General features: G+C 68.9%; 17 protein-coding genes and 1 pseudogene. 9 read left to right on the top strand and 9 right to left on the bottom strand.

All coding sequences use genetic code 11. The features are described 5' to 3' along the window. The first annotated feature begins 501 nt into the window (after nucleotides 1-501). The 3 genes from BN996_RS00235 to BN996_RS00245 are packed head-to-tail and all read left to right on the top strand — an operon-like array spanning nucleotide 502 to nucleotide 3,500. A complete protein-coding gene (locus tag BN996_RS00235; RefSeq protein WP_089776676.1) occupies nucleotides 502-1,947 on the top strand; it encodes a DUF58 domain-containing protein in 1,446 nt (481 codons plus the stop codon). An 18-nt stretch (nucleotides 1,948-1,965) separates the two neighbouring features. Further along, nucleotides 1,966-2,460 carry a DUF8163 family membrane protein gene (locus BN996_RS00240; protein ID WP_089776677.1) on the top strand — a complete coding sequence of 165 codons (495 nt, stop codon included), beginning with the start codon at nucleotides 1,966-1,968 and terminating at the stop codon, nucleotides 2,458-2,460. Then, the gene (locus BN996_RS00245) at nucleotides 2,457-3,500 is read left to right on the top strand and encodes a DUF7982 domain-containing protein (RefSeq protein WP_089776678.1); all 1,044 of its coding nucleotides are present in this window, start codon (nucleotides 2,457-2,459) and stop codon (nucleotides 3,498-3,500) included. Before BN996_RS00240 ends, BN996_RS00245 begins: the two co-directional genes overlap by 4 nt. 15 nt (nucleotides 3,501-3,515) lie before the next feature. On the opposite strand, the gene BN996_RS00250 is transcribed toward BN996_RS00245, so the two are convergent. The 6 genes and pseudogenes from BN996_RS00250 to BN996_RS00275 form a co-directional block, all read right to left on the bottom strand. Beyond that, the gene (locus tag BN996_RS00250; RefSeq protein ID WP_089777273.1) at nucleotides 3,516-4,505 is read right to left on the bottom strand and encodes an AAA family ATPase; all 990 of its coding nucleotides are present in this window, start codon (nucleotides 4,503-4,505) and stop codon (nucleotides 3,516-3,518) included. Nucleotides 4,506-4,598: 93 nt separating this feature from the next. Further along, nucleotides 4,599-5,492, bottom strand: a pseudogene (locus BN996_RS20715) (DUF4350 domain-containing protein); the annotation flags it as partial. Next, on the bottom strand, nucleotides 5,493-5,768 hold the full coding sequence (locus BN996_RS00260; protein ID WP_089776679.1) for a DUF8044 family membrane protein: 276 nt from the start codon (nucleotides 5,766-5,768) through the stop codon (nucleotides 5,493-5,495). A gap of 76 nt (nucleotides 5,769-5,844) precedes the next feature. Further along, complete coding sequence (locus BN996_RS00265; protein ID WP_089776680.1) at nucleotides 5,845-7,152, bottom strand: ABC transporter permease; 1,308 nt, start codon at nucleotides 7,150-7,152, stop codon at nucleotides 5,845-5,847. After that, on the bottom strand, nucleotides 7,145-8,380 hold the full coding sequence (locus tag BN996_RS00270) for an FtsX-like permease family protein (RefSeq protein ID WP_089776681.1): 1,236 nt from the start codon (nucleotides 8,378-8,380) through the stop codon (nucleotides 7,145-7,147). Before BN996_RS00270 ends, BN996_RS00265 begins: the two co-directional genes overlap by 8 nt. Continuing rightward, nucleotides 8,373-9,122 carry an ABC transporter ATP-binding protein gene (locus BN996_RS00275; protein ID WP_089776682.1) on the bottom strand — a complete coding sequence of 250 codons (750 nt, stop codon included), beginning with the start codon at nucleotides 9,120-9,122 and terminating at the stop codon, nucleotides 8,373-8,375. The genes BN996_RS00270 and BN996_RS00275 overlap by 8 nt, the downstream gene beginning before the upstream one ends. Nucleotides 9,123-9,279: 157 nt before the next feature. Here BN996_RS00275 and BN996_RS00280 point away from each other — a divergent pair, with 157 nt between their 5' ends. After that, entirely contained in the window at nucleotides 9,280-9,807 is a 528-nt protein-coding gene (locus tag BN996_RS00280; RefSeq protein WP_089776683.1) for a metal-dependent hydrolase, read from the top strand. Nucleotides 9,808-9,852: 45 nt separating this feature from the next. Here the strand turns inward: BN996_RS00280 and BN996_RS00285 are convergent, their stop codons facing one another. Beyond that, nucleotides 9,853-10,968, bottom strand: a complete 1,116-nt coding sequence (locus BN996_RS00285) for a cell surface protein (RefSeq protein ID WP_089776684.1) — start codon at nucleotides 10,966-10,968, stop codon at nucleotides 9,853-9,855. Nucleotides 10,969-11,080: 112 nt separating this feature from the next. After that, complete coding sequence (locus BN996_RS00290; protein ID WP_089777274.1) at nucleotides 11,081-17,794, bottom strand: PGF-pre-PGF domain-containing protein; 6,714 nt, start codon at nucleotides 17,792-17,794, stop codon at nucleotides 11,081-11,083. 514 nt (nucleotides 17,795-18,308) lie between these two features. On the opposite strand from BN996_RS00290, the gene BN996_RS00295 reads away from it, so the two are divergent. From BN996_RS00295 to BN996_RS00315, 5 genes are all read left to right on the top strand, one after another. Continuing rightward, the gene (locus BN996_RS00295; protein WP_089776685.1) at nucleotides 18,309-18,560 is read left to right on the top strand and encodes a hypothetical protein; all 252 of its coding nucleotides are present in this window, start codon (nucleotides 18,309-18,311) and stop codon (nucleotides 18,558-18,560) included. 434 nt (nucleotides 18,561-18,994) lie between these two features. Next, a complete protein-coding gene (locus BN996_RS00300) occupies nucleotides 18,995-19,285 on the top strand; it encodes a hypothetical protein (protein ID WP_089776686.1) in 291 nt (96 codons plus the stop codon). A 177-nt stretch (nucleotides 19,286-19,462) separates the two neighbouring features. Beyond that, nucleotides 19,463-21,718, top strand: a complete 2,256-nt coding sequence (locus BN996_RS00305; RefSeq protein WP_089776687.1) for an NADP-dependent malic enzyme — start codon at nucleotides 19,463-19,465, stop codon at nucleotides 21,716-21,718. A 102-nt stretch (nucleotides 21,719-21,820) separates the two neighbouring features. Beyond that, nucleotides 21,821-22,018: a hypothetical protein gene (locus tag BN996_RS00310; protein ID WP_004967129.1), complete on the top strand. Its 198-nt coding sequence runs from the start codon at nucleotides 21,821-21,823 to the stop codon at nucleotides 22,016-22,018. A gap of 77 nt (nucleotides 22,019-22,095) precedes the next feature. Further along, complete coding sequence (locus tag BN996_RS00315) at nucleotides 22,096-22,998, top strand: universal stress protein (RefSeq protein ID WP_089776688.1); 903 nt, start codon at nucleotides 22,096-22,098, stop codon at nucleotides 22,996-22,998. 46 nt (nucleotides 22,999-23,044) lie between these two features. Here BN996_RS00315 and BN996_RS00320 read toward each other — a convergent pair whose 3' ends face one another. Next, nucleotides 23,045-24,079 carry a sodium:calcium antiporter gene (locus BN996_RS00320; RefSeq protein WP_089776689.1) on the bottom strand — a complete coding sequence of 345 codons (1,035 nt, stop codon included), beginning with the start codon at nucleotides 24,077-24,079 and terminating at the stop codon, nucleotides 23,045-23,047. Between the last annotated feature and the right edge of the window lie 23 nt (nucleotides 24,080-24,102).

Consider the following 24,102-nt stretch of genomic DNA (forward strand, 5'->3'; position numbering starts at 1 on the left):
CGGTCGAGTTCGTTCTCGTCGCCGACCTCGTCGGGGTTCTCGTGGAGGACGCCGGTGCTGTTGTTCGTCTCGTTGGCGGTCTGTCGCGGCGGCCCCGCGGCCGGCCCGAGCGCCGAAACGCGGCCGGTGTCCGGGCCGAGAGACGCCGGTGCGGCCGCCCCGTCCCCGGACGCAGCGGGAACCGCGCCCGCGGAAACCACGGTCACGGGCGCTGTCGCGACGAGACAGGCGACGACGAACATCGTCCAAAGCAACCGCGCGGGGCGGCCCGATTCTCCACGCACTACCCGTAGCCAGACGGGGGGAGCTAATGGGTTTTGGCATTCGGCTGACGCTCCGCGGACGGGCGAGTCACGTGATTCGCAGACTGCGCGGGGTTAACAACCGATTTAACGGTTGATTGACCCCTCGGGTCAGCCCCGACTCGTCGGGGGCCACGCGGCCGACAGCGGCCCGCGCCAACACAAACATTCAACTTGGCCGGCACGAATCGAATCCACGATGCTTCCGACCCGCCGGTGGGCCGCGCTCGCAGGCGTCGCCTGCTTTCTCGCCGTTTACGCGGTCGTTCTCGACGAACCGACGCCGCTCGTCGCCGCCTGCGGCCTCGCCGCGTGGCTCGTCGTCGCGCAGGTCGACGCCGTCAGGACGATGCGGGCGGTCGACCGCGACCTCTCGGCGACCGTCTCGGTCGACCCCACGTCGGTCTCCGTCGGCGACCGCGCCGCGGTGACGCTGACGGCGTCGCTGCCCGAGGCCGTCGACGCGCCGGTCAGGGTCGAACTCGTCGCGCCGCCGAGCGTGAACGCGCCGGAGCGGTCCCGCCGGGCGGTCGCGTTCGACCCCGGCGACACCGAGGGGTCGGTCACGTGCAGTGTCGAGTTCCCCGTCGCCGGTCGAATCGCGTTCGACGAGGCCGCCGTCGACATCGAGGGCCGCGCCGGCCTCTTCACCGAGACGGTGACGCTCGACCTCGACGCCCGCTGTCTGGTCGAACCGCCGGCCCCCGAGGGCATCCACGTCGGCCGCGGCGGCGAACTGGTCGGCGCGACCTTCGGCGACCACGCCAGCGACCAGACCGGCCCAGGCCACGTCCCCCACGAGACCCGGCAGTACCTCCCCGGCGACACGCTCTCGCAGGTCGACTGGAAGACCACCGCGCGGATGAACCACCCGTACATCCGCGAGTTCGAATCGGAGTCCGACTACCTGCTGTCGCTCGTGGTCGACTGCGGGTCGCACATGAACCGCGGGCCGACCGGGCGAACGATGCTGTCGTACGCGCGCGAGGTCGCGCTCGGCCTCGTCGACGCCGCGGAGTCCCACGCGGACCCCGTCTCGGCGCAGTTCGTCGGGGACGCCGCGACGACGTGGGAGTTCGGCCCCTCCTCGTCGTCGAACGCCTACCAGACGGTCCGGCGGCGACTGCTCTCGATAGCGCCGACCGCCAGCCCGCACCGCCCGGTCGGCGCGTCCCGGCCGGTCGCGCCGGAAGACGCCCGCAAGCGGAGCCGCCGCCTCGACGGCGACGACTCGGCGTTCGCGGAGACGCTCCGCCCGTACCTCAAAGACGGCGAGAGCTACGTCTCGCGGGTCAGCGACCGGCCGCTTTTCGACGCGGTGAAGTCCGCGTGCTCGCGGTCTGACCGACAGGACCACCTCGTGCTCGTGACGGACGACTCGGCGAAAGTCGAGACGTACGAGGCGGTCGTCGTCGCGTCGAAGCGGACCAGTCAGACGAGCGTCTTCCTCACGCCGACGACGTTCTTCGACGACGCGGCCGAAGGCGAGACCGTCGACGCGGGCGGCGCGGGCGACGCGACCGGGTTCGTCGCCTTCGAGGAGTTCAGAAAGCGCCTCGAACGCCTGCCGAACGTCACCGCCTACGAGGTCGCCCCGAAGGGCTCGATTGAACTGGCGACGGGACGGGCCACCGCAGCGGAGTGAACACCGATGGAGACACCTGTGAACCAGAGCGAACGGACGATTCGAACCGTGTTGGACGCGAACGAACTCACACCGATGGACGCGGCGGGCGTCCTCTGTTTCACCCTCGCGGTGAGCCTGACGGACGGGCTGTGGGGCGTCGCCGGGGGCGTCCTCGTCCTCGCCGCGGCGGCGGCGAGCGAGGGGCCGCTCGCGTTCGTCGTCGCTCAACTGACCGCCGTCTCGCTGTTCGGAGACGCGGGTCTCGTCGCGGTCGGAGCCGCGCATCTCGCCGCGTTCCCGCTCCTCGCGAGCGCCGCGTGCGCGTGGCCGCCGGACCGCGCTCGGCTCGCTCGACTGGCGGCGGGCTACGTCGTCGCCCTCGGGGTCGCGTGGGCGCTCTGGACGACGCTCCGGTGGGCGTGGCAGGCCGCGCTGGTCGCCGCCGTCCTCGCGGCGGCGGTCGCCTACGGACTCCACCGCTACGAGCGCGTCGCGCTCGGCCTCGTCGGCGCGACGGAGGCCGAGCGATGAGCGCGGACGACGCCCGCGAGCGGAACCGGGAGTCGGCGTTGAACGGTGAAGCCCGCGCCGTCGTTTCGGCCGCGACCGACGACGGCGGCGAGCGTCGACCGGACGCCGACGAGGCGGGGAGCGCCCGCGCCGAACTCGTCGACCTCCGGCGCGAGAACGCCCGACTCAGACAGCGCTACGAGGAGCTCAGAAGGGGCCGATACCGACAGACCGCCGTCGCGCTGGCCGCGCTCGGCGTCGCCGGCCTGCTCGGCGGCGCGCTGTTTCCGCCCGTCCGGGAGACGCTCGTCGTCCTCGGCGCTATCGGGCTGTTCGCCGCCGCGGTGACGCGCTATCTGAGCCCCGAGCGGTTCATCCCCGTCGGCGTCGGGTCGGCCGTGTTCGGCGCGCACGCGCGCAACCACGCCGCCGTCGTCGACGAACTCGGCCTGCAGGACGCGGCCGTCTACGTCCCCGACGCCGACCGCGACGGCGTTCGCCTGTTCGTCCCGGAGCACCGCGACTACGCGCTCCCCGACGCCGAGGCGCTCCGCGACACCTTCGTCGTCACCGACGACGACGACGCCCGCGGCGTCGCGTTCGACCCGAGCGGCGGCGGCCTGTTCGACGAGTTCGCACGGAGCCTCGACGGCCCGCTCGGCGACGACCCCGACGCGCTGGCGCGACAGGCGACCGACGCCCTCGTGGAACTGTTCGAACTCGCCGAGACCGCGACCGCCGAGACGGACGCCGCGGACGGTCGCCTGACGGTCCGCGTCGAGGACTGCCGGTTCGCCTCGGCCGAGACGTTCGACACGCCCGTCGCGTCGTTCGTCGCCGTGGTCGTCGCTCACGGCCTCGACGCGCCGGTCGTCACCGAGGTCGCCGCCGGCGAGGAGATGGACTTCGCCGTCACCTGCCGGTGGGAGGTCGAAGACAGTGACGGCGATAGGGACGGCGACGGCAACAGCGATGAGCCGTCAGCCGACGCGGCGTCGGAGACGGGAAACGAGGCCGAAGAATCGGTGACCGGAGAAGCAGAAGCCGACGAGCGCCGATAGGTCGCCGGGTCGCGCTCAGTCGTCGTCGCCCACGACCGAGGGCGTCGTCGACCCGTCGAGACTGACTTCGGGCGTCGGCACGGTGTCGACGACCTCCTCGACGACGTCCCGGGGGTCGCGCCCGCTGATGTCCGCCTCGGTCCCGAGGACGAGGCGGTGCGACATGATGATGGGAGCCAGTCGCTTCACGTCGTCCGGAATCACGTAGTCGCGGCCGCGAATCGCCGCGGCGGCCTTGCCGGCCCGCAGGAAGGCCAGCGAGGCGCGGGGCGACGCGCCGAAATCGACCGCGGCGTGCGTCCGCGTCGCGCCGACGAGGTCGAGGATGTAGTCGAACACCTTGTCGTCGACGTGGACGTCCGTGACGACCTGTCGGGCCTTCCCGATGTCGGCGTCGTCGATGACGTTCGAGATGTCCGAGGGCTTGAGCGACGGCGAGCGGTCGAACCGTTCGAGAATCTCCCGCTCTTCGGCCCGCTCCGGGAGGTCGACGACGACCTTGAACTGGAAGCGGTCGCGCTGGGCCTCCGGGAGGTTGAACGTCCCCTCGTACTCGATGGGGTTCTGCGTGGCGACGACCATGAACGGGTAGGGGAGCTTGAGCGTCTCGCCCTCGATTGTCACCTGCCCCTCCTCCATCGCTTCGAGGAGCGCGGACTGGGTCTTCGGCGTCGCCCGGTTTATCTCGTCGGCGAGGACGACGTTCGAGAACACCGGCCCCCGCTGGAGTTCGAACTCGCCGAGGTTCTCGCGGTAGATGTGAGTGCCCGTGATGTCGGCCGGCAGCACGTCGGGCGTCATCTGAATCCGCTGGTAGTCGAGGTTCGCGGCGTGCGCGAACAGGTTGGCAATCGTCGTCTTGGCCACGCCCGGAACCCCTTCGAGGAGGACGTGCCCGTTCGTCAGTAACGCGATGGTGAGCGCCTCCATCGCGTCTTCGTTCCCGACGAGGAGTTGCGACGTCTCGTCCAGGATGGCCTCGTAGACCTCTTCGGGAGCACTCATATAGCACTCACTCGGAACGGCGGCCACATATAACTGCGGTCTCGGTCGCCCGGCGAGGCGGGCGGCGGGCCGACCGCGGCGAGCATGCCGAGCGCCTCGACGGGCGACGAGCGCGACCCCGCCGACGGCGAGGCCGCCGAACAGGAGTTGCAGTCCCGCCGACCCCCGGAGCGCCCGAAGCGCGACCTGCAGGGGCGGGCGCTCCTCGGCGTGCGAGAAGTCCAACACGACGGTCTGTCGGTCGGCCGCGAGCGCCGCCGCGAACGCCCGGTTGTCCGGCCGGTCGAGCATCGCGTTGATGAACACGCTCGGGTCGCTCACGACGACCACGTCGCCCGCGCCGAGGCGCTCCGTGGTCACGACGGGATGCGACCGGAGCGTCTCGGCGTCGTCCAGTTCGCCGTCGTCGTCGCGGTCGAGATACGAGAAGTTCGACGAGCGGACGAGGACGGTGCTCTCGTTCGCCGTCACCGTCGCCGGGTGGTTCAGCGTGAGTTGCGTCACGTTTCGGGTCAGCGGGTCGGCGGCGACGCGCGTGGCGACCGGGAGCGCGCCGGAGCGGTACTGGTGGCGATCGTCGCGGAGCGGCGTCCGGTCGATGCGCGCCGACGCGCCCAGTCGGGCGAGCAGGTCGTTGCCGTGCGGTCTGAAGTCGTCGGCGACGACGACGGTCCCGCCGGCGCGGACGAACGACTCGATGCGGGCGGCCTCGGCGTCGGTGTAACCCCGTTCGGGCGAGATGACGAACGCGACGGTGCCCGCCGGGTCGACCGCGTCGTACTCGGTGGTGTTGTAGACGACCTCGGTCTCTGCGCCCGCGTCGGCCGCGACCCCGCGGACGCCGGAGCCGCCGTCCCACGCGGCGTTGAACGCGCCGTAGGTGGACGACGAGGTGCCCGCGCCGACGCCGACGCCGACGAGCATCGCGACGAGGAGCGCCGCGGCCAACAGGTGCGGATAGCCGACCTCGCGGGAGCCGAGACGCACTCAGAACACCCCCGGCGGGAGGATGTCGAGGACGCGTCTGACCACGATGTAGCCGAAGGCGACGAGGCCGCCGCCGATGAGCCACAGGAGCCGTCGCCGCCACGCGGGCGTCACCGCGACCGGCGCGGTGAGTTCGACGACGACGAGGAAGCCGATGAGGGACACGACGAACACCAACTCGTAGGACAGCGCGTCGAGGAGGACCAAGACGAGGGTCGCGCCGAGCATCCAAGCGAGTTGGGCGCGGACGAACCGCTCGCGTCGTGCCGTTGCCATGTACGGTCGTGGACGGGGCGGGATAACTAAACTATCGCTTGCGGGGGTCGGTCGACCCCCGGACGCCCCGCCGCGACTACAGGTGGTCGAGCGGTCGGATGCCGGCTATCTGCCGGCTGACCGCGAGCGACGAGACGAGGCTCATCACGAACGCGATGGCGAAGCCGCCGACGAGGACCGTCTCCGGGAGGACGACCACGTCGCCGAAGCCGACGAGGAGCCGGGCCAGTCGGTTCAGGCCGCCCGCCGCCGGGAACGAAAGCGCCACCCCGAGCAGGCCGCCGAGCGTCCCGAGGACGAGCGCCTGCGCCGCGAGCGTCAGCGACAGCGTCGACGACGACGTGCCGAGCGCCTTCAGCGCGGCGAGCTCCCGCGTTTGGTGGTAGACGTGCGACAGCAGGACGTTCACGCTGAGCGCCAGCCCCGCGAGGAGCGCGAGGAAGACGAGGCTCCCGCCGGCGGCCATGATGACCGCCTGGTCGCGCAGAATCTCCGCGAGCTGTTCCTGATTCGTCCGCACGTCGTAGTCCGGATAGTCCGCTTGGATGTCGGCGGCGACCGCCTCGGGGTCGGCCCCGTCGGCGACGGTGAGCGTCATGAGCGTGGCCGTGTCCGCGCCGGTCGAGCCCGTCACCTCCTGAAGCTCGCTCAGGTGGACCACGACGCTCGGCGTGCCGAGGAACCGCGAGAACGTCGGCGAGATACCGACGACGGTGAACTCGTTTTCGCGGGCGATGCCCGTGGTGCCGCCGACGTACAGCGAGTCGCCGACGGAGACGTTCATCATCTCGGCGGTCCGCTGGTCGATGACGACCTCGTGAGTCATCGGCCCGGTGTAGTTGCCGCCGGCGTAGTGGACGTCCGTCTGATTGAACCCCGTGCCGTTCGTAATCTGGACCGACCCGCCGCGGGCGGGCGCGCCGACGCCGACGAGCGTCTCGTAGTCGGACTCGTTGGACCTGACGTACACCGTCTGGAACGACATCGGCGTGACGAGTTTCACGTCCTCGCGGGCCTCCAGCTCGGCGTCTAACCCGTGGGCGTCGACGATGGTGTTCTCGAAGCCGCCGACGCCGGTCGGCGAGAACCGGACCGGACCGCCGGTAATCCACACGTCGCGGCCCGCCGCGTCGAACTGCTGTTGGCCCGTCTGCATCACGCCGATTCCCGTCCCCGCCAAGAGCGTCGCCGCGAGGACCGCGAGCGTGATACCGAGGACGGTCAGGACCGTCCGCCCGCGGGCGTGAGAGAGCTGCGAGAACGCGATTCCCGCCGACGCGCGGACGCGGGAGAGCCGCGGGAACCGCGACGACTTCGGGGTCGCCCGACGGTTCCCGTTCGCCGTCGCGTCCGAACCCCGGTTCGAGTCGGCGTCCTCAGTCATGCGACATCGCCTCCAGAGTGGGCGTCCGCCAGGTGAGCCACGCCGGGTACACCGAGGAGACGAGGCCGATGAGCGCCGCGACCGCGACGCTGTAGCCGACGAGCACCGGGTCGAACAGCGCGACCTGCACCCCGAGTAGCTCCCGCGTGATGGCGTTCGTCAGGTGGATGCCGCCGATGCCGGCCGCGACGCCGACGACGCCGCCGACGGTGGCGACGACCACCGTCTCGGCGACGACGAGCAGCATCTGCGAACTCGTCCGGTAGCCCATCGCCGAGAGCACGGCGAGATTGCGGCGGTCCGCGTTGACTTCGAGCCCCATCATCGTGGCGACGAACAGGACGCCGACGAGGACGGCGACGACGAGCGAGACGGCGGCCATCGCCAGCGGGAGGCTTGAGGTCGACGCGCCGCGGACGGCGAGACCGGTCTGCGTGACGACCGAGGTCCGCGGGTAGAGCGTCTCGATGTCGGACCGAACGCCCGCCGAGTCGGTGCTGACGAGCAGTTGGTCCGCGAGGTCACCCTCGGTGGCTCCGGTCATCGTCTGCAGTTCCGAGAGGTGGACGAGCGCGACCGGGACGGGCCCGACGCCCGACGACAGCGACCCCTCGCGGACGTCGGCGACGGTGAACGCGGCCCGCGAGCCGCCGACGCTCGCGGTCACCTCGTCGCCGGCCGAGACGCCGAGCAGCTCCGCGGCGGCGTCGTTGAGGACGAGTTCGCCGGTTCGGGGGCCGTCGTAGCTCCCGTTCGCGTAGTGGGGGTCCCCCGGCGCGAGCGACGCCGTCGAGACGCCGACGACCGAGGTCGGTTCCTCGGGCGGGATGATGCCCGCCGCGAGGACGTACTCGTCGGTCGAGCCGTCTTCGGGCGCGAGCGTCACCAACTGCGTCTGGACCGGCGTGGCGTAGTCCACCCGGTCGTCGCGGGCGAGCCGGTCGGTTATCGCGTGGGTGTCGCCGAGTTGGGGGCCGCCGACCGAGACGGCGACCGACGAGGCCGTGCTGGCCTCGGGGACGACCCAGTAGTCGACGCCCTCGCTCTGGATGGCGTTTTCCGCGCCGAGGCCGAGGGCGATGCCGCTGACGGTCGTCATGAGCGTCACGGCGAGGGCGACGCCGAGGACGCTCAACAGCACCTGCTTCGAGGAGGTGGTCCGCAGCCGACCGAGGACGCGCCGGCCCGCGAGGCCGACGACGCCGAACAGCCGGTGTCGCCTAGCCATCGCTCACCACGTGGCCGTCGCGGAGGCGGACGACGCGGTCGGCCCGCTCGATGACGTGTTCGTCGTGCGTGGCGACGACGACCGCCCGCTCCGTGGCGGTCTGTTCGATGTAGTCGAGGACGCGCTGGCCCGTCTCGGTGTCCAACTCGCCGGTCGGCTCGTCGGCGATGAGCACCGCGGGGTCGGAGACCAGCGCGCGGGCGATGGCGACGCGCTGTTGCTCGCCGCCGGAGAGTTCGCCCGGCTTGTGGCCGGCGCGGTCGCCGAGCCCTACCTGTTCGAGGAGGTCCTCGGCGCGGGCGCGTCGGTCGCGCTTCGACACGCCGCGCTCGATGAGCGGGAGCGCGACGTTGCCGCGGGCCGAAAGCGAGGGAAGCAGGTGGAAGTGCTGGAAGACGATGCCGATGGTGTCCCGGCGGAGTTTCGTCCGCCCGCGGTTCGACAGCGACCGGACGTCGGTGCCCGCGACGCGGACGTCGCCGCGGGTGGGCGTGTCGAGCGCGGCGAGGAGGTGCAACAGCGTGGACTTGCCGCTCCCGCTCGGGCCGGCGATGGCGACGAACTCGCCCGTCGAGACCGAAATCGAGACGCCGTCGAGCGCGCGGACCGTCGGGGCGTCGGACCCGCGGGAGAAAAACGAGTCGGAGCCGCGGGTGTACTCGCGGACGACCCGCTCGCAGCGGAGGGTCGCCGCCGAGTCCGCCGCGGCGGGAGGACGGTGTTCGGAGACCGAATCAGACATACTGCCACGTGGTCCCCGACGTGACATATACTTGGTGCGTGGTCGCCGCGCCGGCGGGGCGACGCCGACGCGACTCGACGAACGTCCAGATTCGCGGGGCGGCGTCGGCTCGCGTCGTCCCCACGGTTGAATAGCCTCGGCGTCGTCCACCTCGGTAGTGTTCCCAATCGGCCACCTCGCCCTCGGATATCTCTCGGTCGCGCTCTTCCGGGTCGGCCGTCGCCGCCCGCTTCCGACCGAGTGGACGCTGGCCGCCGCGCTCGTCGGCTCGCAGTTGCCCGACCTCATCGACAAACCGCTCGCGTACTACGGCGTCCTCGTCAGCGGCCGCTCGCTCGGTCACTCGCTTCTCGTGATGCTGCCCGTCCTCGTCGTCATCGTCGGCGTCGGCTATCGGCTGGGCTACGACGAGCACGCGACCGCCCTCGTCGTCGCGACGCTCTCGCACTACCTCGGCGACACCTACCGGGCGCTTCTCGCCGGCGACTGGAGCGCGATGCAGTTCCTCCTGTGGCCCCTGTTCCCGGCGACCGACTACCCCGCGGACTCGATTCCGCCGTGGGTCCGCGTCCTCGAATCGCTGGGCGACCCGCGGTACAACCTCCAGTACGCGCTCGCGGTCGTCGCGTTCGGCATCTGGCTGATCAACCGACTCGACCGTCGGCGAGCGCGAGCGGAGCGCTAGACCAGCGGGGCGGCGAAGAAAAGCGGCGGGTGACGCGGGTTCCGATTAGCTGACGAGTCGCCGACCGACCGCGAAGACGACGAGCGCGCCGAACAGGAGGTACGGTGCCGTGTTCGGGACTTCCGAAGAGGTCGTCGTCTGGGCCGTCGCCGTCGTGGACTCGCTGGGCGTCACGACGCTGTCGGTCGTCGTGGTCGCCGTCGAGTCGGTGGAGTCGTCCGTCGAATCGGAGGAGTCGTCCGCCGAATCGGAGGAGTCGTCCGTCGAGTCGGAGGAGTCGTCCGTCGAGTCGGAGGAGTCGTCCGTCGAGTCGGCGGTGTCGGTCGCCGACGTCGACGTGTCGTCGGAGTCGGACGTGGTCGTCGCGGTGTCGTCCGTGTCACCGTCGTCGTCATCGTCGTCGTCGGGCGTCGCCGTGTCGTCCGAGTCTGACGACTGTTCGGTCACTTCGACCGTCGAGGCGTCGCTCACGCCGATGAGTTCGTCCTCGCCGAGCGCCTGGTCGTCGCCGCGGACGACCGCGTACAGCGAGTAGTCGCCGGCGTCCAAGTCGTCGGTGGAGACGGACGCCGAGTAGTGCGTGTCGTTGACCGACGAGGCGTCGACGCGGACGTTCTCGGAGTCGTCCGCGAGGACGACCTGCACGGCCTCGGCGGATTCGCCCGACTCGACCTCGTCGAGTTCGACGGTCACGTCGAGGTCGTCGGACCGCTCGACGCTCTCGGCGGCCTGTGTCGAGACCGCGTAGGCGCGAATCACGAGGGGTTCGCCGGCGTAGACTTCCTCGGTCGACTGGTTGCCGACCACGACGGCGTAGGTTCCGGGTTCGAGTCCACCGGTTCCGAACTCTTCGGTCGCGTCGCCGGTCGCGGGCGCGGACCGCCGGATTCGCTGTTCGGAGTCGAGAATCGTGATCGTGTAGTTGCTGCCGCTCGGCGCGTCCACGGAGACCGAAACGGTGTCGCCGGCGTCGGCGCGGCCGACTTGGGTGACGGTGAACTCGCCTTGCGAGGTCGAGACGGTTCTGTCGACGGTGTCGATGGAGCCGTCGATATCGATATCGTAGTCGCCGTTGGCCCCCACGGCCGGGGGCGCGACGGCCGCGAGAAGCATCGCGGTGACCACGAGAACGGAGATCGAGACGCGAGGTCGTAGCATCATCGTTCGTTTTGCCCACCTGTGGTAAAAGCTTGTAGGCAGTTCGTCGCACTATCCGCGGGCGTCGCTGGTCGGGTCGAAAGATGAAGGAGAGACGAACCGCGCGGCGCGGTCGTTAGTCGTTCCGGCGGACCGCGAGGAGCGCGGCCGCGAGGAGCGCGACCACGGCGAGCGCCGCGCCGAATCCGGGAATCGGGGAATCCGTCGTGCTGCTCGCGGCGGTCGTCGTGTCGTCGTCGAAGCCGGGCGTACTGGACGCCGTGGTGGTGTCGTCGTCGGCCGGCGTCGTCGTCGCGTCGTCGTCGTCGGTCGGCGTCGTCGTGACGACCTGCCGCGACGTCACGGCGAAGTACGAGAAGCCGGGCGTGTCGGCCTCGATGACGACCGCGCCGTCACCGCTGTTGACGACGCGGGTTTCGAGGTCTTCCCACGAACCGGCGTCCTCGTTGAACCGCCGGACCACGAGGTCGGACGACTCGATGCCGAGTTCGTCGAGCCGGCTCTGTCTGACGGTGAACCGGAGGGTCGACTGGCGGTCGCGCGCGCTGTCGGGAACGTCGATGCGCACGTAGCTGACGGCCGTGCCGCCGGGCTGTCCCACGCTGCCGGGGACTCCCGAGCGTTCGCTGACGATGACCTCGCCGGTCGTCTGCTGGCTGAACGTGATGCTCACCGCGGAGACGCCCTGTCCGCCGTCGAACTGGGCGTCGAAGCCGCGAGCCGAGAACAGCCGGTCGCTGTCGGTCGTGTCGTCGTGGGGGAGGCCGCTACCGCCGCCGCCACCGCCACCGCCGCCGCCGCCGACGTTCGCCTCTTCGACGGTGATGCTGCCGATCGTGACGCCGTCGACCTGCAGGTCGTACGTGCCGGCGTCATCGATGGAGACGGAGTACGTCAGCGTGCCGGAGGAGCCGGGGCCGACGGTGACGCTCTCGGTGGCCAGCGTCGTACTGCCGGCCGTAAGCGCTCTGGTGTACGTCCCCTCCGCGGTGCCGGTGTTGTTCACGCGCACCCTGACCGTGAACGTCTCGTCGGTGTCCACGGTCGCCTGCGAGATGGAACTCGCGCCCGCGTCGATGCTGAACGCCGGGGCACGCTCCGAGACGGAGACCGTGTCGATGGTCGTGCCGTCGAACGCGTAGACGTAATCGCCGGTTCCCGGCGGGGTGTCGGTGAAGGTGAACGTCCGCTGTGCGCCGGAGGCGAGCGAGGTCGAGATGTTCCCGACCGCCGTCCCGTTCCGGGTCACGGTGCCGGAGACGTTGCCGCTCGCGCCGCCGAGGTTGCCGAGTTTGACCGTGACGGTCGCCTGCTCGCCGTCGACGAGCGACGTCGGACTGACCGACGAGTCGCTGAGCAGTTGGATGTCGGCGGTCGGCGAACTCACGTCGAGCGCGTTCGTCGCTGTCGTACCGTTGACCGCGACGGTGTAGGTGCCCGCGTTCGTCGGCTCGATGACGAAGCTCACGGACTGGTTCGCACCGGCGGCGAGGGCCACAGGCTTCGTGACGCCGAAGTCGGTGGTGCCAGCCTGACTGGTGCCGGTGACGCCGACGTCGAGCGAACCGGACTCGTCGCCGAAGTTCTCGGCCCGCGCGGTCACCTCGACCGGGTCACCGGTCTGCACGCTGGTCGCGTTGAGTTCGACGGACGTCACTGCGATGTCCGGACCCTGATTGACCGAGAACGTCGTGTCGTTCGTGGTCGTGTCGCCGTTGTTGTTGGTGACGCGAACGCTGAGTTGGTGTTCGCCCGAGTCGATCTCGGACGAGTTGAGTTCGAGCGTCGCGCCGGGGTTCGGGAACACCGTCGCGTCGTCGGTCACGTCCTCGCCGTCGACCAGAAGCGTCACCGCGGAGGCGTCGATGCCGCTCTCGGGGTCGGTGTAGTTCACTTCGACCGAGAAGTCGGCACTGCTCTCGAAGGTGGCGTTCTGGGAACTGACCCGCGTGACGTTCGGTGCCGTCAGGTCGGGCGCGACGGTGAAGTTCACCGTCGAGGCGTTCTCGTTCCCGCTCTCGTCGGCCGCCGAGACGGACACCGTGTGGTTGGTGCCCGGTTCGAGACCGGTCTCGTTGAGCCGGACGTTCGAGAGGTCGTCGAGGTTCGCCTCGCTCGTGACGTCGGTCCCGTCGAAGGTGACGGTCACGCTGCTGAGGTTGACGCCGCTTTCGGCGTCGTCGACGCTCGCGGTCACGTTGACCGAGGTCGTCGTGTTCGAGAGTTCGTCGCCCTCGGCGGGGGTCGAAATCTCGACCGCCGGTTCGACGTCGTCACCCGCGACGCTGAAGTTCGTCGTGCGGACGGCCGCGTTGCCGGCCCCGTCGGGCACGCGAACCGTCAGGTTGTGCGTCTCGTTGTCGCCAACCGCGACGGTCGTGTTGAACCCGGTCGAATCGAGCGTCGTCGCGGACGTGATGTCCTGTCCGTCGTACAGGACGGTGACGTTCTCCGTGTCGATGCCGGTGTCGTTCACCGCGTCGCTCGCCTCCTCGTAGGTCGCGTTGAGTTCCACCGCGTCGGTTCCGAACGGGAAGGTCGTGCCGTCGGCCGGGCCGATAGACGTGACCGTCGGCGATTCGCGGTCGTCCCGCACGGTGAAGTTGACCTGCTCTGTCGCCGTGTTGGCGGTCAGGTTCGTGTCTGACGCCTCGACGGTGACGGTGTAGTTCGCCGGCGGGAGCGCGGACGTGGTGTAGTTGACCGACTCGTTCGTGACGGTCGCGTCGTCGGTCACGTCCATGTCGCTGACCTGTCCGTCGCTGTCGAGCGTCACCGACACCGTAGACGCGTTGACCTCCACGTTGTCGGAGAGCGTCGCGTTCACCGACACCGTGTTGTTGACCTCGGAGAACGCAGCGCCCTCCGTCGGGTCGTCGTAGCTGATGGTCGGCGCTTCGGTGTCGTTTTCGACCGCGCCGTAGGTCGACAGGCCGGTTCGGGTCGCCACGTAGTAGTCGCCCGTGACGCCCGGGACCGGGTCGGTCTGCAGCGTCGTCGGCAGCACTCGGGTGCCGCCGCGCTCGATGTAGACGATGTAGAAGCCGTTGCCGGTGGTGTCGAGGTTTTCGCTGAAGCCGTAGGTTACGCTCTCGATCTGGTCTTCGGTGAGTCCGGCGTTGGCTTCGAGGTACTTCGTCGCCGCCGTGCCCTGCGAGAGCGCGTTCGGCGGGACGTTCGTGTCCGTCAGCGTGACGACGGTCTGCCCGGCGGGCAGGTCCGCGTCGTCGCTGGCGTTGATTCGAATGAACGTGTCGCCGCTCGCGCTCACGAGCAGCACCGACGACTCCTCCGAGAAGTTGTGGCTCGTGACGTTCGCCGTACTGGAGTCGCTCGCCGTGTTGCCGGCGAGGTCGGTCCCAGTCACGTCGAGTTCGTACTCGCCGGACTCGGCCGTGTCGAGTTCGGCGGTCCACGTCGTCGAGTCCTGCTCCGTGAGGTTCAGCGACTCGACGTCGCTGTTCGGGTCGGTGAGTGTCGCGTCGGGAGTGCCGGCGAGCGATTCCGTGCTCGCCACGGTGACCGAGAGACTACCGGACGCGGTCGTGTTGAGCGTCGCGGTGAGTCCGGGGTCGGTCGTGTCGACCACGACGGGGGCGCTCCGTTCCACGGTGACGTCGTTGTCACCGAGGTCGGTGGCGGTCGCCGTCATCGTGTAGTTCCCGTCGGGGAGCGCCGACGCCACGTCGAGCGTGTGGTTTCCGGTCCCCTGGTCGGGCGTCCGTTCGAACGTCGCCGTCACGCCCGAGTCGGACTCGAACGCGTACTCGACGGTGACGCTCTCCGAGGTGCTGTAGGTGACGTCGACGCTGCCGTTCGTGTGGACGTCGTCGGTCGTCCCGTCGACGGCCGACACGTCGTAGGTCGGCTCCTCGTTGTCCACGCAGACCGTGGCGTTGTCGACGCCGATGTTCCCGCCGGCGTCCGTGCCCACGAGCGTGAGGTTGTAGGAACAACTGGAGACGGTCTCGCCGTCGTCGTTCGTGCCGTCCCACTCGATTTCGAACTCGCCGGTCGAGCGGGCGAGCGAGGTCACGTCGCGCGTGTACACCTCGTCCCCGTCGTCGTTACGGACGACGAACGCCGCGGATTCGAGGTTGTCGTCGGCGCTGTCGAGCGTGATGTCGATGGGGTTGTTCGCGCTCACGTCCTCGTCGTCCTCGACGTAGTCGGGGTCGAGCGCGAGACTCGCGGTCGGCGCGGTCTCGTCGTACTCGAACTCGAACAGCCGCGAGGTGGCGTGGCCGGCCTCGTCGACGACGGTCAGTCTCGCGGTCGTCGGCCCCTCGTCGAGCGAGACGCCGAGTTCGGAGACGTTGATTTCGAGCGTCGAGTTGTCGTTCGTCGTCGCGCCCGAGAGATCGACGGTCGTGCCGTCGACGACGAGCGTCGTCGCGCTGGCGTTGATTCCGGACTCCGCCGCACCGTTGCGGTCGTCCGCGAAGGACGCCGTGATGGTGCTCGACGGGCCGGCGACGTCGGTCGGCGCGACGCTCGTGACGCGCGGCGAGGAGACGAAGTCGAACGTGAACGTCCGGGTGATCGTGTTCCCGACCGCGTCGGTCGCGTTGACCGTCAGCGTCGTCCGTCCCTCGTCGAGTTCGTCCGTCGGGACGGTCGCGCTGCCGTCTGCGTCGAGCGAGAGCGGCTGCGGTCCGTTACCGAAGTTGTAGGTCGCACGACGGATGTTCGACTCGTCGCCCACGTTGAGCGTGAGGTCCGTTCCGAAGGGTACCGCACCCTGTGCGGGTTCCGGAAGCGTGACGTGCGGCGGGAGCCGGTCGCGCCTCGTGACCGTCAGCGTCGAGTCGGCCTCGACGCCGTTGACGGCGACGGTGAAGTTCCCGACGTCGTCGGAGCCGAGCGCGGTCACGTTCCGCGTGACCGTGGAGTCGGCCCCCACGACGACGGTTCGGGTGGTGTTGTAGACCTCCGTGTTACCCTCGTCGTCGGTCGTCGTGTACGTGAGCCGGACCAGGTCGGAGCGACCACCGGTGTTCTCGACGGTCGCCGAGACGGTGTACCGCTCGGTCGTGTTGATGCTCGTCGGCTCGACGCTGACGTCGGTCACGCTCGTGTTCGCGGGCGAGATGACGCGGACGGTCCGCGAGACGAGTTCGGCGTCGTCGGTCGAGAGCTCGTCGATGGAGACGTTGTAGATTCCGGGGTCGTCGAACGAGGTCGTGAAGCTCACCTCGGTCGACTCGCCGGGCTGGAGCCCGCCGGTGTCGGACGGCGACTGCGCCTCGCCGTCGACGGTGAGCGCCGCCTCGTAGCTCCCGTTGACGTCACCGACGTTCTCGACGGTCGCGTTGGCGACCACGTCGCCCCCGGGAAGGACCTGCTGGGGCTCGACGGTGAGGTTGCTGTACTCGAAGGTCGCCGGCTCGAACACGTCGAGCGCGAGCGTGGCGTCGGCGAACGCCTCGCCGTTCGTCGCGTTCTTCGACGCGGTGGCGTTGTACTCGCCGGCCGTCGAGACGGTGGCGACCGCGACGCCGTTGGCGTCAGTCTGGACGGTCGTGTCGCCGACGGTGACCGTCGCGTTCTGCACGGCCGCGCCGGTGTCCTCGCGCGTGACGGTGAACGCCACGTCCTCGCCCGCGACGGGCGTGGTCGTGTTGGCCGTCAGGTTCAGTTGGACGCTCTGGGCGACCTGCAGCGGCGCGCGGTTCGTCACCGACTCGGTGCCCGACAGGTTCGTCGCCACGTGCATCACGACGTAGTCGCCGGGCGTGGCACCGTCGGGGACGGGGACCTCGACTGTCGTCCGGTTCCCCGCGACCGTGGTCACGACCGAACCGTAGACGGTCGCGCCGGGGTCGACGACGGTCACGTCGTCGAACCGCGACGTGCTGTCGTTGAAGCGGTCGAAAATCGACACCGCCGTCTGGCTCCCGACGAACGACCGCGAACCGGGCGTGACGCCCATGACGTTCGCGTCCGTCGACAGCTTTCCGGTGCCGTTCACCCGCGCGATCTGCGTTTCGAGCGCGATGTTCGACCGGTCGGTCGCGTTGATGGTCTGCTCGTAGTTCGAGAGGTCAGACTCGTTGAAGATTGCGACGGTGTGGCTGACCTCGGTCGCGTCGAGCGACGAGGCGTCCACGGTGACCGTCACGTTCTGGCCGTTGCCCGCGAGCGACGGCGTGCTCACCGACGACGACCCCTGCTGGACCGGGAGGGCGTCGACGCCGACGAAGGTGACGTTGCCGTCGGTTTCGAGGTTCCCGTCGCCGTCGGCGTCCGAAAAGCCGCTCCCGTCGTCGACGGTGACGACGGCGAGCATCCACATGCCGGACTCGTCGGGCGTGAACGCGAACGAGTTGTCGTTTTCCGTTCCCGTGGTCTCGCTGACGACCGAGGCGCTCACGCTGTCGTCGCTCGTGAGCGTCTCAGCGACGCCGGAGATGCTCCGCGGAACCGACGCGCCTCGTTCGAGTTTGGCCGCGACGAGTTGGACATCTTGGTCTTGGATGGCTCGGGGAGCACCGGCGCTCGAACCGGAGAACGTGAACGGGACTTCCCGTCCCACGTCGTACACGTACATCGGGTTCTTCCGGAGGGACTGTTCCTGCCCGTCTACCTGTACGTACGTGTTAGTCGACTGGACCTGGTACGCCGCGGCCGAGTCGAATCGGGAATCGGTCGTGTCCGGCCGGAGCGTCAGGAACGCGCCGTCCCAGACGCTGATGTTCTCCGACGCCTGCGTCAGTTGGTCGTCGTCGACCGTGTCGAGTTGGTTAACGGGCGGTCCACCCAGTTGTGCCTCACCTGTGGTGGTCCCGACGCTCGCAGATACTGGCCCTGCGATAACCGAGAATACCACGATGAGCGCGAGTGCGAGACTCAACCCCTGTTGGGAGAGCCTGCGGTAACGACTCATATCTCACTCAACAAATACGAACGCCATAATACTTTTGAATGTAAAACTTTCTGAAAAATCGACTCGTAGTCACGGACGACCCTCACGCGGTCGAAATCACTCCCCGTCGACGCGGGCCCACAGCGTGCCCATCGGCGTCGCGCAACTACTGATACTGTCAGTTACAATAGCGGCGGCATCGGAACCGCGTCGTCTCACCCGCGGCGAGGGAGCGCCGCGAGGCGACAACGACGGGAGACGTTCGAGTAATCGGCGGAGGTGTAACGGGCATATACCCATCACACTTCGGGGCGGCCGCCGTCTGAATGCGTCCGCGAGCGCGCGAAGACACCCGTCTCGCTTGTTGGGTAACGATTATCATGTTGGTCGTTGGAGTTGTAGTCGAAACTCGACAGGATATCTCAAGAGGTGGGTGAGATACTGCTCGGAGCCGCTACAGAGTGTGGGTTGTCAACGAATGGTTAACAAGCGATACGAAGCAGGAGAGAACGTACCGACGGATATCTGCTCGGCTCCCGCTGCCGAGGATGCGCTGACGTTCGCCGTTCCGGTCGAGGTCTACCACGGCTACGGGAGCGCAAAGCACGTCTATCCGACAGAACAGATCGAGCGCATCTCTGACCTGTTCGCCACGGACGGTGACCCCGACGAGATGACCGTCGCAGACGAGGTTCGCCTCTACACGATTCCGCACGACGCCCTCCGCTGAGCGCGACGCCGCGCCCCGGGCGTCTGAGAGGCGAACTGTCCGTGAGCTGACGGTCGACTATCCGGACGAACGCGCGACGATGTACCAGTAAGCCGACTAGACAGCTGGCAGACTGTCCCCTCGGCGACGCGTCGGTCCTCGTTCGAGCCGGGAGCTCCGACTTTCGAGTTCGTCCCGTCTAAACTGGCGAAGAGGCACACTGTGGCGTCAGTCAGCGGTCGAGGGCCAGCGGTTCGGTTCCGACGCAGTGACTCGACGCACGCGAGTCGACGCGCCGCCAAACGTGTCAACTATACATATAGTCTCGGAGGTTGAGTAATAGTTATCACGGTGCTCGTTGGACATATGGCTGAAACTTGAACAGTGTGTTCCCGAAGAGTGGGCGGGGAGAGGCACTGCTCAAGATAATGAAAAATAGTGTGGGTTGTCAACGGATGGTCAAAGAGAGATACGACGCGGGGGACGCGGTACCATCAACTATCTGTACAGTTGCCGATGAGAACGACGAGCCGACGTTCGGCGCGACAGTCGAAGTCGGCGAGGGAGAGGTCGCGTTCGCCGTGCCGGTCGAGATGTACCGCGGCTACGGGGACGCGAAACATATCTATCCCATCGAGCAAGTCGACGCGGTTTCGGACCTGTTCGCGACGGAGAGCCAGTTCGAGGAGGTGTCGATAGCGGAGAACGTTCGGCTCTACACGATGCCGCACGAAGCGCTCCGTTGAGCGCGTCGGTGGGACGTGCCAACGGCGCTGTCGCGCGTGAACGCCACCGCCAGACCCGTACACTGATGGCCTCGGCGGGGAAACGGCGCGACGAGCGACTGCGCCGTGTGTGACTCCCGTTGGCGAGGCGCTGTCGGAGCGAAGGGTCTACTTACCTGACCGTACCCATCACGAGCAATGACGCTCGAAGACGACGCCCGAGACTACCATCGGCGTCCGCCCGCGGGGAAAGTGGAGATAGCGACGACGAAGCCGACGAACACTCAACGCGACCTGAGTCTGGCGTACTCGCCGGGCGTGGCCGCGCCGTGTCTCGACATCGCCGACGACGAGAACGCCGCCTACGAGTACACGGCGAAGGGCAACCTCGTCGGCGTCGTCTCGAACGGCTCCGCCGTGCTCGGTCTCGGCGACATCGGGGCGCAGGCGTCGAAGCCGGTGATGGAGGGCAAGGGCGTGCTGTTCAAGCGCTTCGCCGACATCGACGTGTTCGACGTCGAGTTCGACCACGACGACCCGCAGGCGTTCGTGGAGTCGGTCGCCGCGATGGAGCCGACGTTCGGCGGCATCAACTTAGAGGACATTCGCGCGCCCGAGTGCTTCGAAATCGAGGAGTCCCTGCGCGACCGGATGGACATCCCCGTGTTCCACGACGACCAGCACGGCACGGCCATCATCTCCGGCGCGGCGCTCCTCAACGCCGCCGACATCGCCGACAAGGAGCTGTCGTCGCTGAACGTCACCTTCTCGGGCGCGGGCGCGGCCGCGACCGCGACGGCGCGGTTCTACGTCTCGCTCGGCATCCCCCACGAGAACATCACGCTGTGCGACATCGACGGCGTCCTCTCGGAGTCGAGGGCCGAGGCCGGCGAACTCGACGAGTACGCGGAACCGTTCGCCCGCGGCGTCGACGACGGCGACCTCGAAGACGCAATCGAGGGCGCGGACGTGCTCGTCGGCCTCTCGGTCGGCGGCATCGTGAGTCGGGAGATGGTGCGGTCGATGGCCGACAACCCCATCATCTTCGCCATGGCGAACCCGGAGCCCGAAATCGCCTACGAGGACGCGAAGGAGGCCCGCGAGGACACGGTCATCATGGCGACGGGTCGCTCGGACTACCCGAACCAAGTCAACAACGTCCTCGGGTTCCCGTTCATCTTCCGCGGCGCGCTCGACGTGCGCGCGACCGAGATCAACGAGGAGATGAAGCGCGCGGCCGCCGAGGCGCTGGCGAACCTCGCCCGACAGGACGTTCCGGACGCGGTCGTCAAGGCCTACGGCGACGGCCCGCTGCAGTTCGGCCCCGACTACCTCATCCCCAAGCCGCTCGACCAGCGCGTCCTCTACGAGGTGACGCCGGCCGTCGCCGAGGCGGCCATGGAGAGCGGCGCGGCCCGCCGCGAGCGCGACCTCGACGCCTACCGCGAGGAGCTGGAGGCGCGCCTCGGGAAGTCCCGCGAGATGATGCGCGTCGTCCTCAACAAGGCGGCGACGAACCCCAAGCGGGTCGTCCTCGCCGAGGGCGAAGACGAGAAGATGATTCGCGCCGCGAGCCAGTTGGTCGAAGAGGGCATCGCCGAACCCATCCTCGTCGGCCGGACGAAGGAGATTCTCCGGACCGCCGAGGAGCTGGGTCTCGACTTCGACCCGACCATCGCCGACCCCGAAAGCGGCGAGTGGAACCACTACGTCGACCACCTCTACGAGCGCCGCCAGCGCAAGGGCCTCACCCGGACGGAGGCGGCCGAACTCGTGCGGGGCGACTCGAACTACTTCGCCAGCGTGATGGTCTCGATGGACGACGCGGACGCGATGCTGACGGGGCTGACTCACCACTACCCCTCGGCGCTCCGCCCGCCGCTGCAGATTATCGGCACCGCCGACGACGCCGACTACGCCGCCGGCGTCTACATGCTGACGTTCCGGAACCGCGTCATCTTCTGCGCCGACGCGACGGTCAACCTCGACCCCGACGAGAACGTGCTCGCCGAGGTGACGAAACACACCGCCGAACTCGCGCGGCGCTTCAACGTCGAGCCGCGCGCGGCGCTGCTCTCGTACTCGGACTTCGGGAGCGTCACGAACGAGGGGACGCGCAAGCCCCGCGACGCGGTCGAACAACTGCACGCCGACCCCGACGTGGACTTCCCGGTCGACGGCGAGATGCAGGCCGACACCGCCCTCGTCGAGGAGATGTTGACCGACACGTACGACTTCGCTGAACTCGACGACCCCGCGAACGTCCTCGTGTTCCCGAACCTCGAAGCGGGTAACATCGGCTACAAGCTCCTCCAGCGCCTCGGCGGTGCGGAGGCGATCGGCCCGATGCTCGTCGGCATGGACAAACCCGTCCACGTCCTCCAGCGCGGCGACGAGGTCAAAGACATCGTCAACCTCGCGGGTGTCGCCGTGGTGGACGCCCAAGCCGAGTAGCGCGCTCCGACCGGAGTAGCTCGGCGGTCGACGTCACACCGCGGCCGCCCGCTCGGTCGCGCCAGCACGAGAGATTAAATATATTCGGTCGAGTCAGGGAGTATGGTCGAGTTGGGTACACACACGTCGGCGTCGGAACGCCGGTTCGCACTCGGATGGGTCGGGATGGCCATCGTGATGTCGCTCGCGGTGGCGGCTATCGACTTCCTCGAACTCCCGCTGCAGACGGTGTACGTGTTCGCGGCGGGCGTGACGCTTCGGGAGGCCATCGGACTGGCGGTCTGGGCGCTCCGGCGCTGACCGCGGGGCGCGGTCGAATTCTCACCCCGCGGCGGCCACCCGCCCCGCTTTTGTGAGTTCGCTGAGAATACCGAGCCATGTTCGACCGACTCCTCTTTCCGACCGACGGGAGCGACGGCGCGGACGCCGTCCTCGACCACGTCGTCGACATCGCCGCCGCCTCGGACGCGACCCTCCACCTACTGCACGTCGCCCCGGCGGACCCCGAGCGCCGCCCGAGTCTGCGCGGCGAGGGCGACGACGCCGACGGTTCCGACCCCACCGAGCGCCGCCGAAGCGACGGCGAGCGGTTCGTGAGCGACGCCGCGGCCCGCGCGTCGCAGTCCGGCGTGTCGGTCGTGACGAGCGTCGAACGCGGCGAGCCGTATCGGGTCATCACCGAGTACGCGACCGAACGGGACGTCGACCTCGTCGTCATGCCGACCCACGGGCGGACGGGGCTGAGCCGACTGCTCCTCGGGAGCACCACGGAGCGCGTCGTCCGTCGGTCGGACGTGCCCGTGCTCACCGTCCGACCGGGCGCGGCGACCGACCTCGCGTACCCCTACGCCGACGTGCTGACGCCCACCGACGGGAGCGCCTGCGCGACCGCCGCGGTCACGTTCGGCGGCGAGTTGGCCGCGGCGACCGACGCGACGCTCCACGCGGTGTCGGTCGTCAACGTCGCCGCCTTCGGCGCGGACATCCGCGGCCCGCTCCTCATCGACGAACTCGAAGCGCGGGCGAGCGACGCGGTCGACGCGGCGAGCGACACGGCGGCCGCGCTGGGCGTCGAGACGGTCAGGAAGTCGGTCGGCCGCGACGTGTCGATTCACGACGGCATCCTCGCGTACATCGACGAACACGACGTGGACATCGTGGTGATGGGAACCCACGGCCACACCGGCTTCGACCGCTACATGCTCGGGAGCGTCGCCGAGAAACTGGTCCGGACCTCGCCGGTGCCGGTCGTGACGGTCAGAGAGCCGCGAGACGAGTAATCGGCGGTCGGCGCAGACCGGCGGTCGCGGTCCCCGCCACCGCCCGTCAGTTCCGAAGCAGACCCGTGACGCCCGCGGTCTCGGCGATAATCCACCCCACGAAGACGAGATACGCCGCGCCGAGCGCGTAGCACTCCAGCCGCGAGAGCGACAGGTCCGTCCGGAGCAGGCCGAAAAGCAGGACGGTTGCCAGCGTCAGCACGCCCAGCATGGGGACGGCGACGGCGAAGTCGACCGGGACGCTCCCGACGATGAGGACGCCCACCGGGATGGCGACGAGCAGGTCGAACGTGTTCGATCCGAGGACGTTGCCGAGGCTCGTCGCGCTGTTGCCGTCGGCGGCCGAGCGGACGCTGACGAGCGTGTCGGGGAGGCTCGTCGCGGCGGCGACGACGGTGACCCCCGCGAGGAACGTCGGGACGCCGAACGTCGCGCTGAGCGACTCGACGCCCCCGACCAGTTGCTCGACGCCGACCAGGATGACGAGGAGGCCGCCGAGGAGCCGCGCCCACTCGCGGCCGATGCCGTCGGCGACGCCCGCCTCCTCGCTTTCGTACTCCGAAACGTCCTGCCACTGGATGAACAGATAGAGGCCGTAGAGAAGCATGGGAATGAGCGCGACGGGCCGGGTGAGCTGTCCCGTCAGCGCCGGGCCGTCGGGCACGGGGAAGTAGATGACCGCCAGCGAGAACGTGACGACGAGCGTGGCGACGGCGACCATGTAGAACTGCGCCTCCTTGTAGACGACGAGGCGGCTGGTTTCGAGGTCGCCGTCGGTGGCCAGCCCCGACAGCGCCGGAATCACGAGGATGTTGAAGATGGCCGAGCCGACGATTGCGCCGACGCCCATGTCGAAGACGCCCGCGGTCGCGGCGATGGCGACGCTGGCGAACTCGGGGAAACTCGACCCGAGGGCGACGATAATCGAGCCCTGGACGACCGCCGGGAGGCCGTAGTAGGACGCGAGGTGGTCGGCCGATTCTTCGAGCCAGCCGCTGCCGATCCAGATGAGCCCGGTCGTCAGGAGAATCACGGCGACGTTCGCGAGCGGCGACGACGGGAGGAGACTACCGAGGACCATTGGAAGCCCGTTCAGCGACGCGG

The sequence above is a fragment of the Haloferax massiliensis genome (assembly GCF_001368915.1).
GTDB classification, from domain to species: Archaea; Halobacteriota; Halobacteria; order Halobacteriales; family Haloferacaceae; genus Haloferax; species Haloferax massiliensis.

Bases quoted from the DNA above. Each gene is read 5' to 3' on its own strand.
- BN996_RS00235 (WP_089776676.1), top strand. From the start codon at position 502: ATGCTTCCGACCCGCCGGTGGGCCGCGCTCGCAGGCGTCGCCTGCTTT.
- BN996_RS00245 (WP_089776678.1), top strand. From the start codon at position 2,457: ATGAGCGCGGACGACGCCCGCGAGCGGAACCGGGAGTCGGCGTTGAAC.
- BN996_RS00250 (WP_089777273.1), bottom strand. From the start codon at position 4,505: ATGAGTGCTCCCGAAGAGGTCTACGAGGCCATCCTGGACGAGACGTCG.
- BN996_RS00260 (WP_089776679.1), bottom strand. From the start codon at position 5,768: ATGGCAACGGCACGACGCGAGCGGTTCGTCCGCGCCCAACTCGCTTGG.
- BN996_RS00265 (WP_089776680.1), bottom strand. From the start codon at position 7,152: ATGACTGAGGACGCCGACTCGAACCGGGGTTCGGACGCGACGGCGAAC.
- BN996_RS00270 (WP_089776681.1), bottom strand. From the start codon at position 8,380: ATGGCTAGGCGACACCGGCTGTTCGGCGTCGTCGGCCTCGCGGGCCGG.
- BN996_RS00275 (WP_089776682.1), bottom strand. From the start codon at position 9,122: ATGTCTGATTCGGTCTCCGAACACCGTCCTCCCGCCGCGGCGGACTCG.
- BN996_RS00285 (WP_089776684.1), bottom strand. From the start codon at position 10,968: ATGATGCTACGACCTCGCGTCTCGATCTCCGTTCTCGTGGTCACCGCG.
- BN996_RS00295 (WP_089776685.1), top strand. From the start codon at position 18,309: ATGGTTAACAAGCGATACGAAGCAGGAGAGAACGTACCGACGGATATC.
- BN996_RS00300 (WP_089776686.1), top strand. From the start codon at position 18,995: ATGGTCAAAGAGAGATACGACGCGGGGGACGCGGTACCATCAACTATC.
- BN996_RS00305 (WP_089776687.1), top strand. From the start codon at position 19,463: ATGACGCTCGAAGACGACGCCCGAGACTACCATCGGCGTCCGCCCGCG.
- BN996_RS00310 (WP_004967129.1), top strand. From the start codon at position 21,821: ATGGTCGAGTTGGGTACACACACGTCGGCGTCGGAACGCCGGTTCGCA.
- BN996_RS00315 (WP_089776688.1), top strand. From the start codon at position 22,096: ATGTTCGACCGACTCCTCTTTCCGACCGACGGGAGCGACGGCGCGGAC.
- BN996_RS00320 (WP_089776689.1), bottom strand. From the start codon at position 24,079: ATGGTCCTCGGTAGTCTCCTCCCGTCGTCGCCGCTCGCGAACGTCGCC.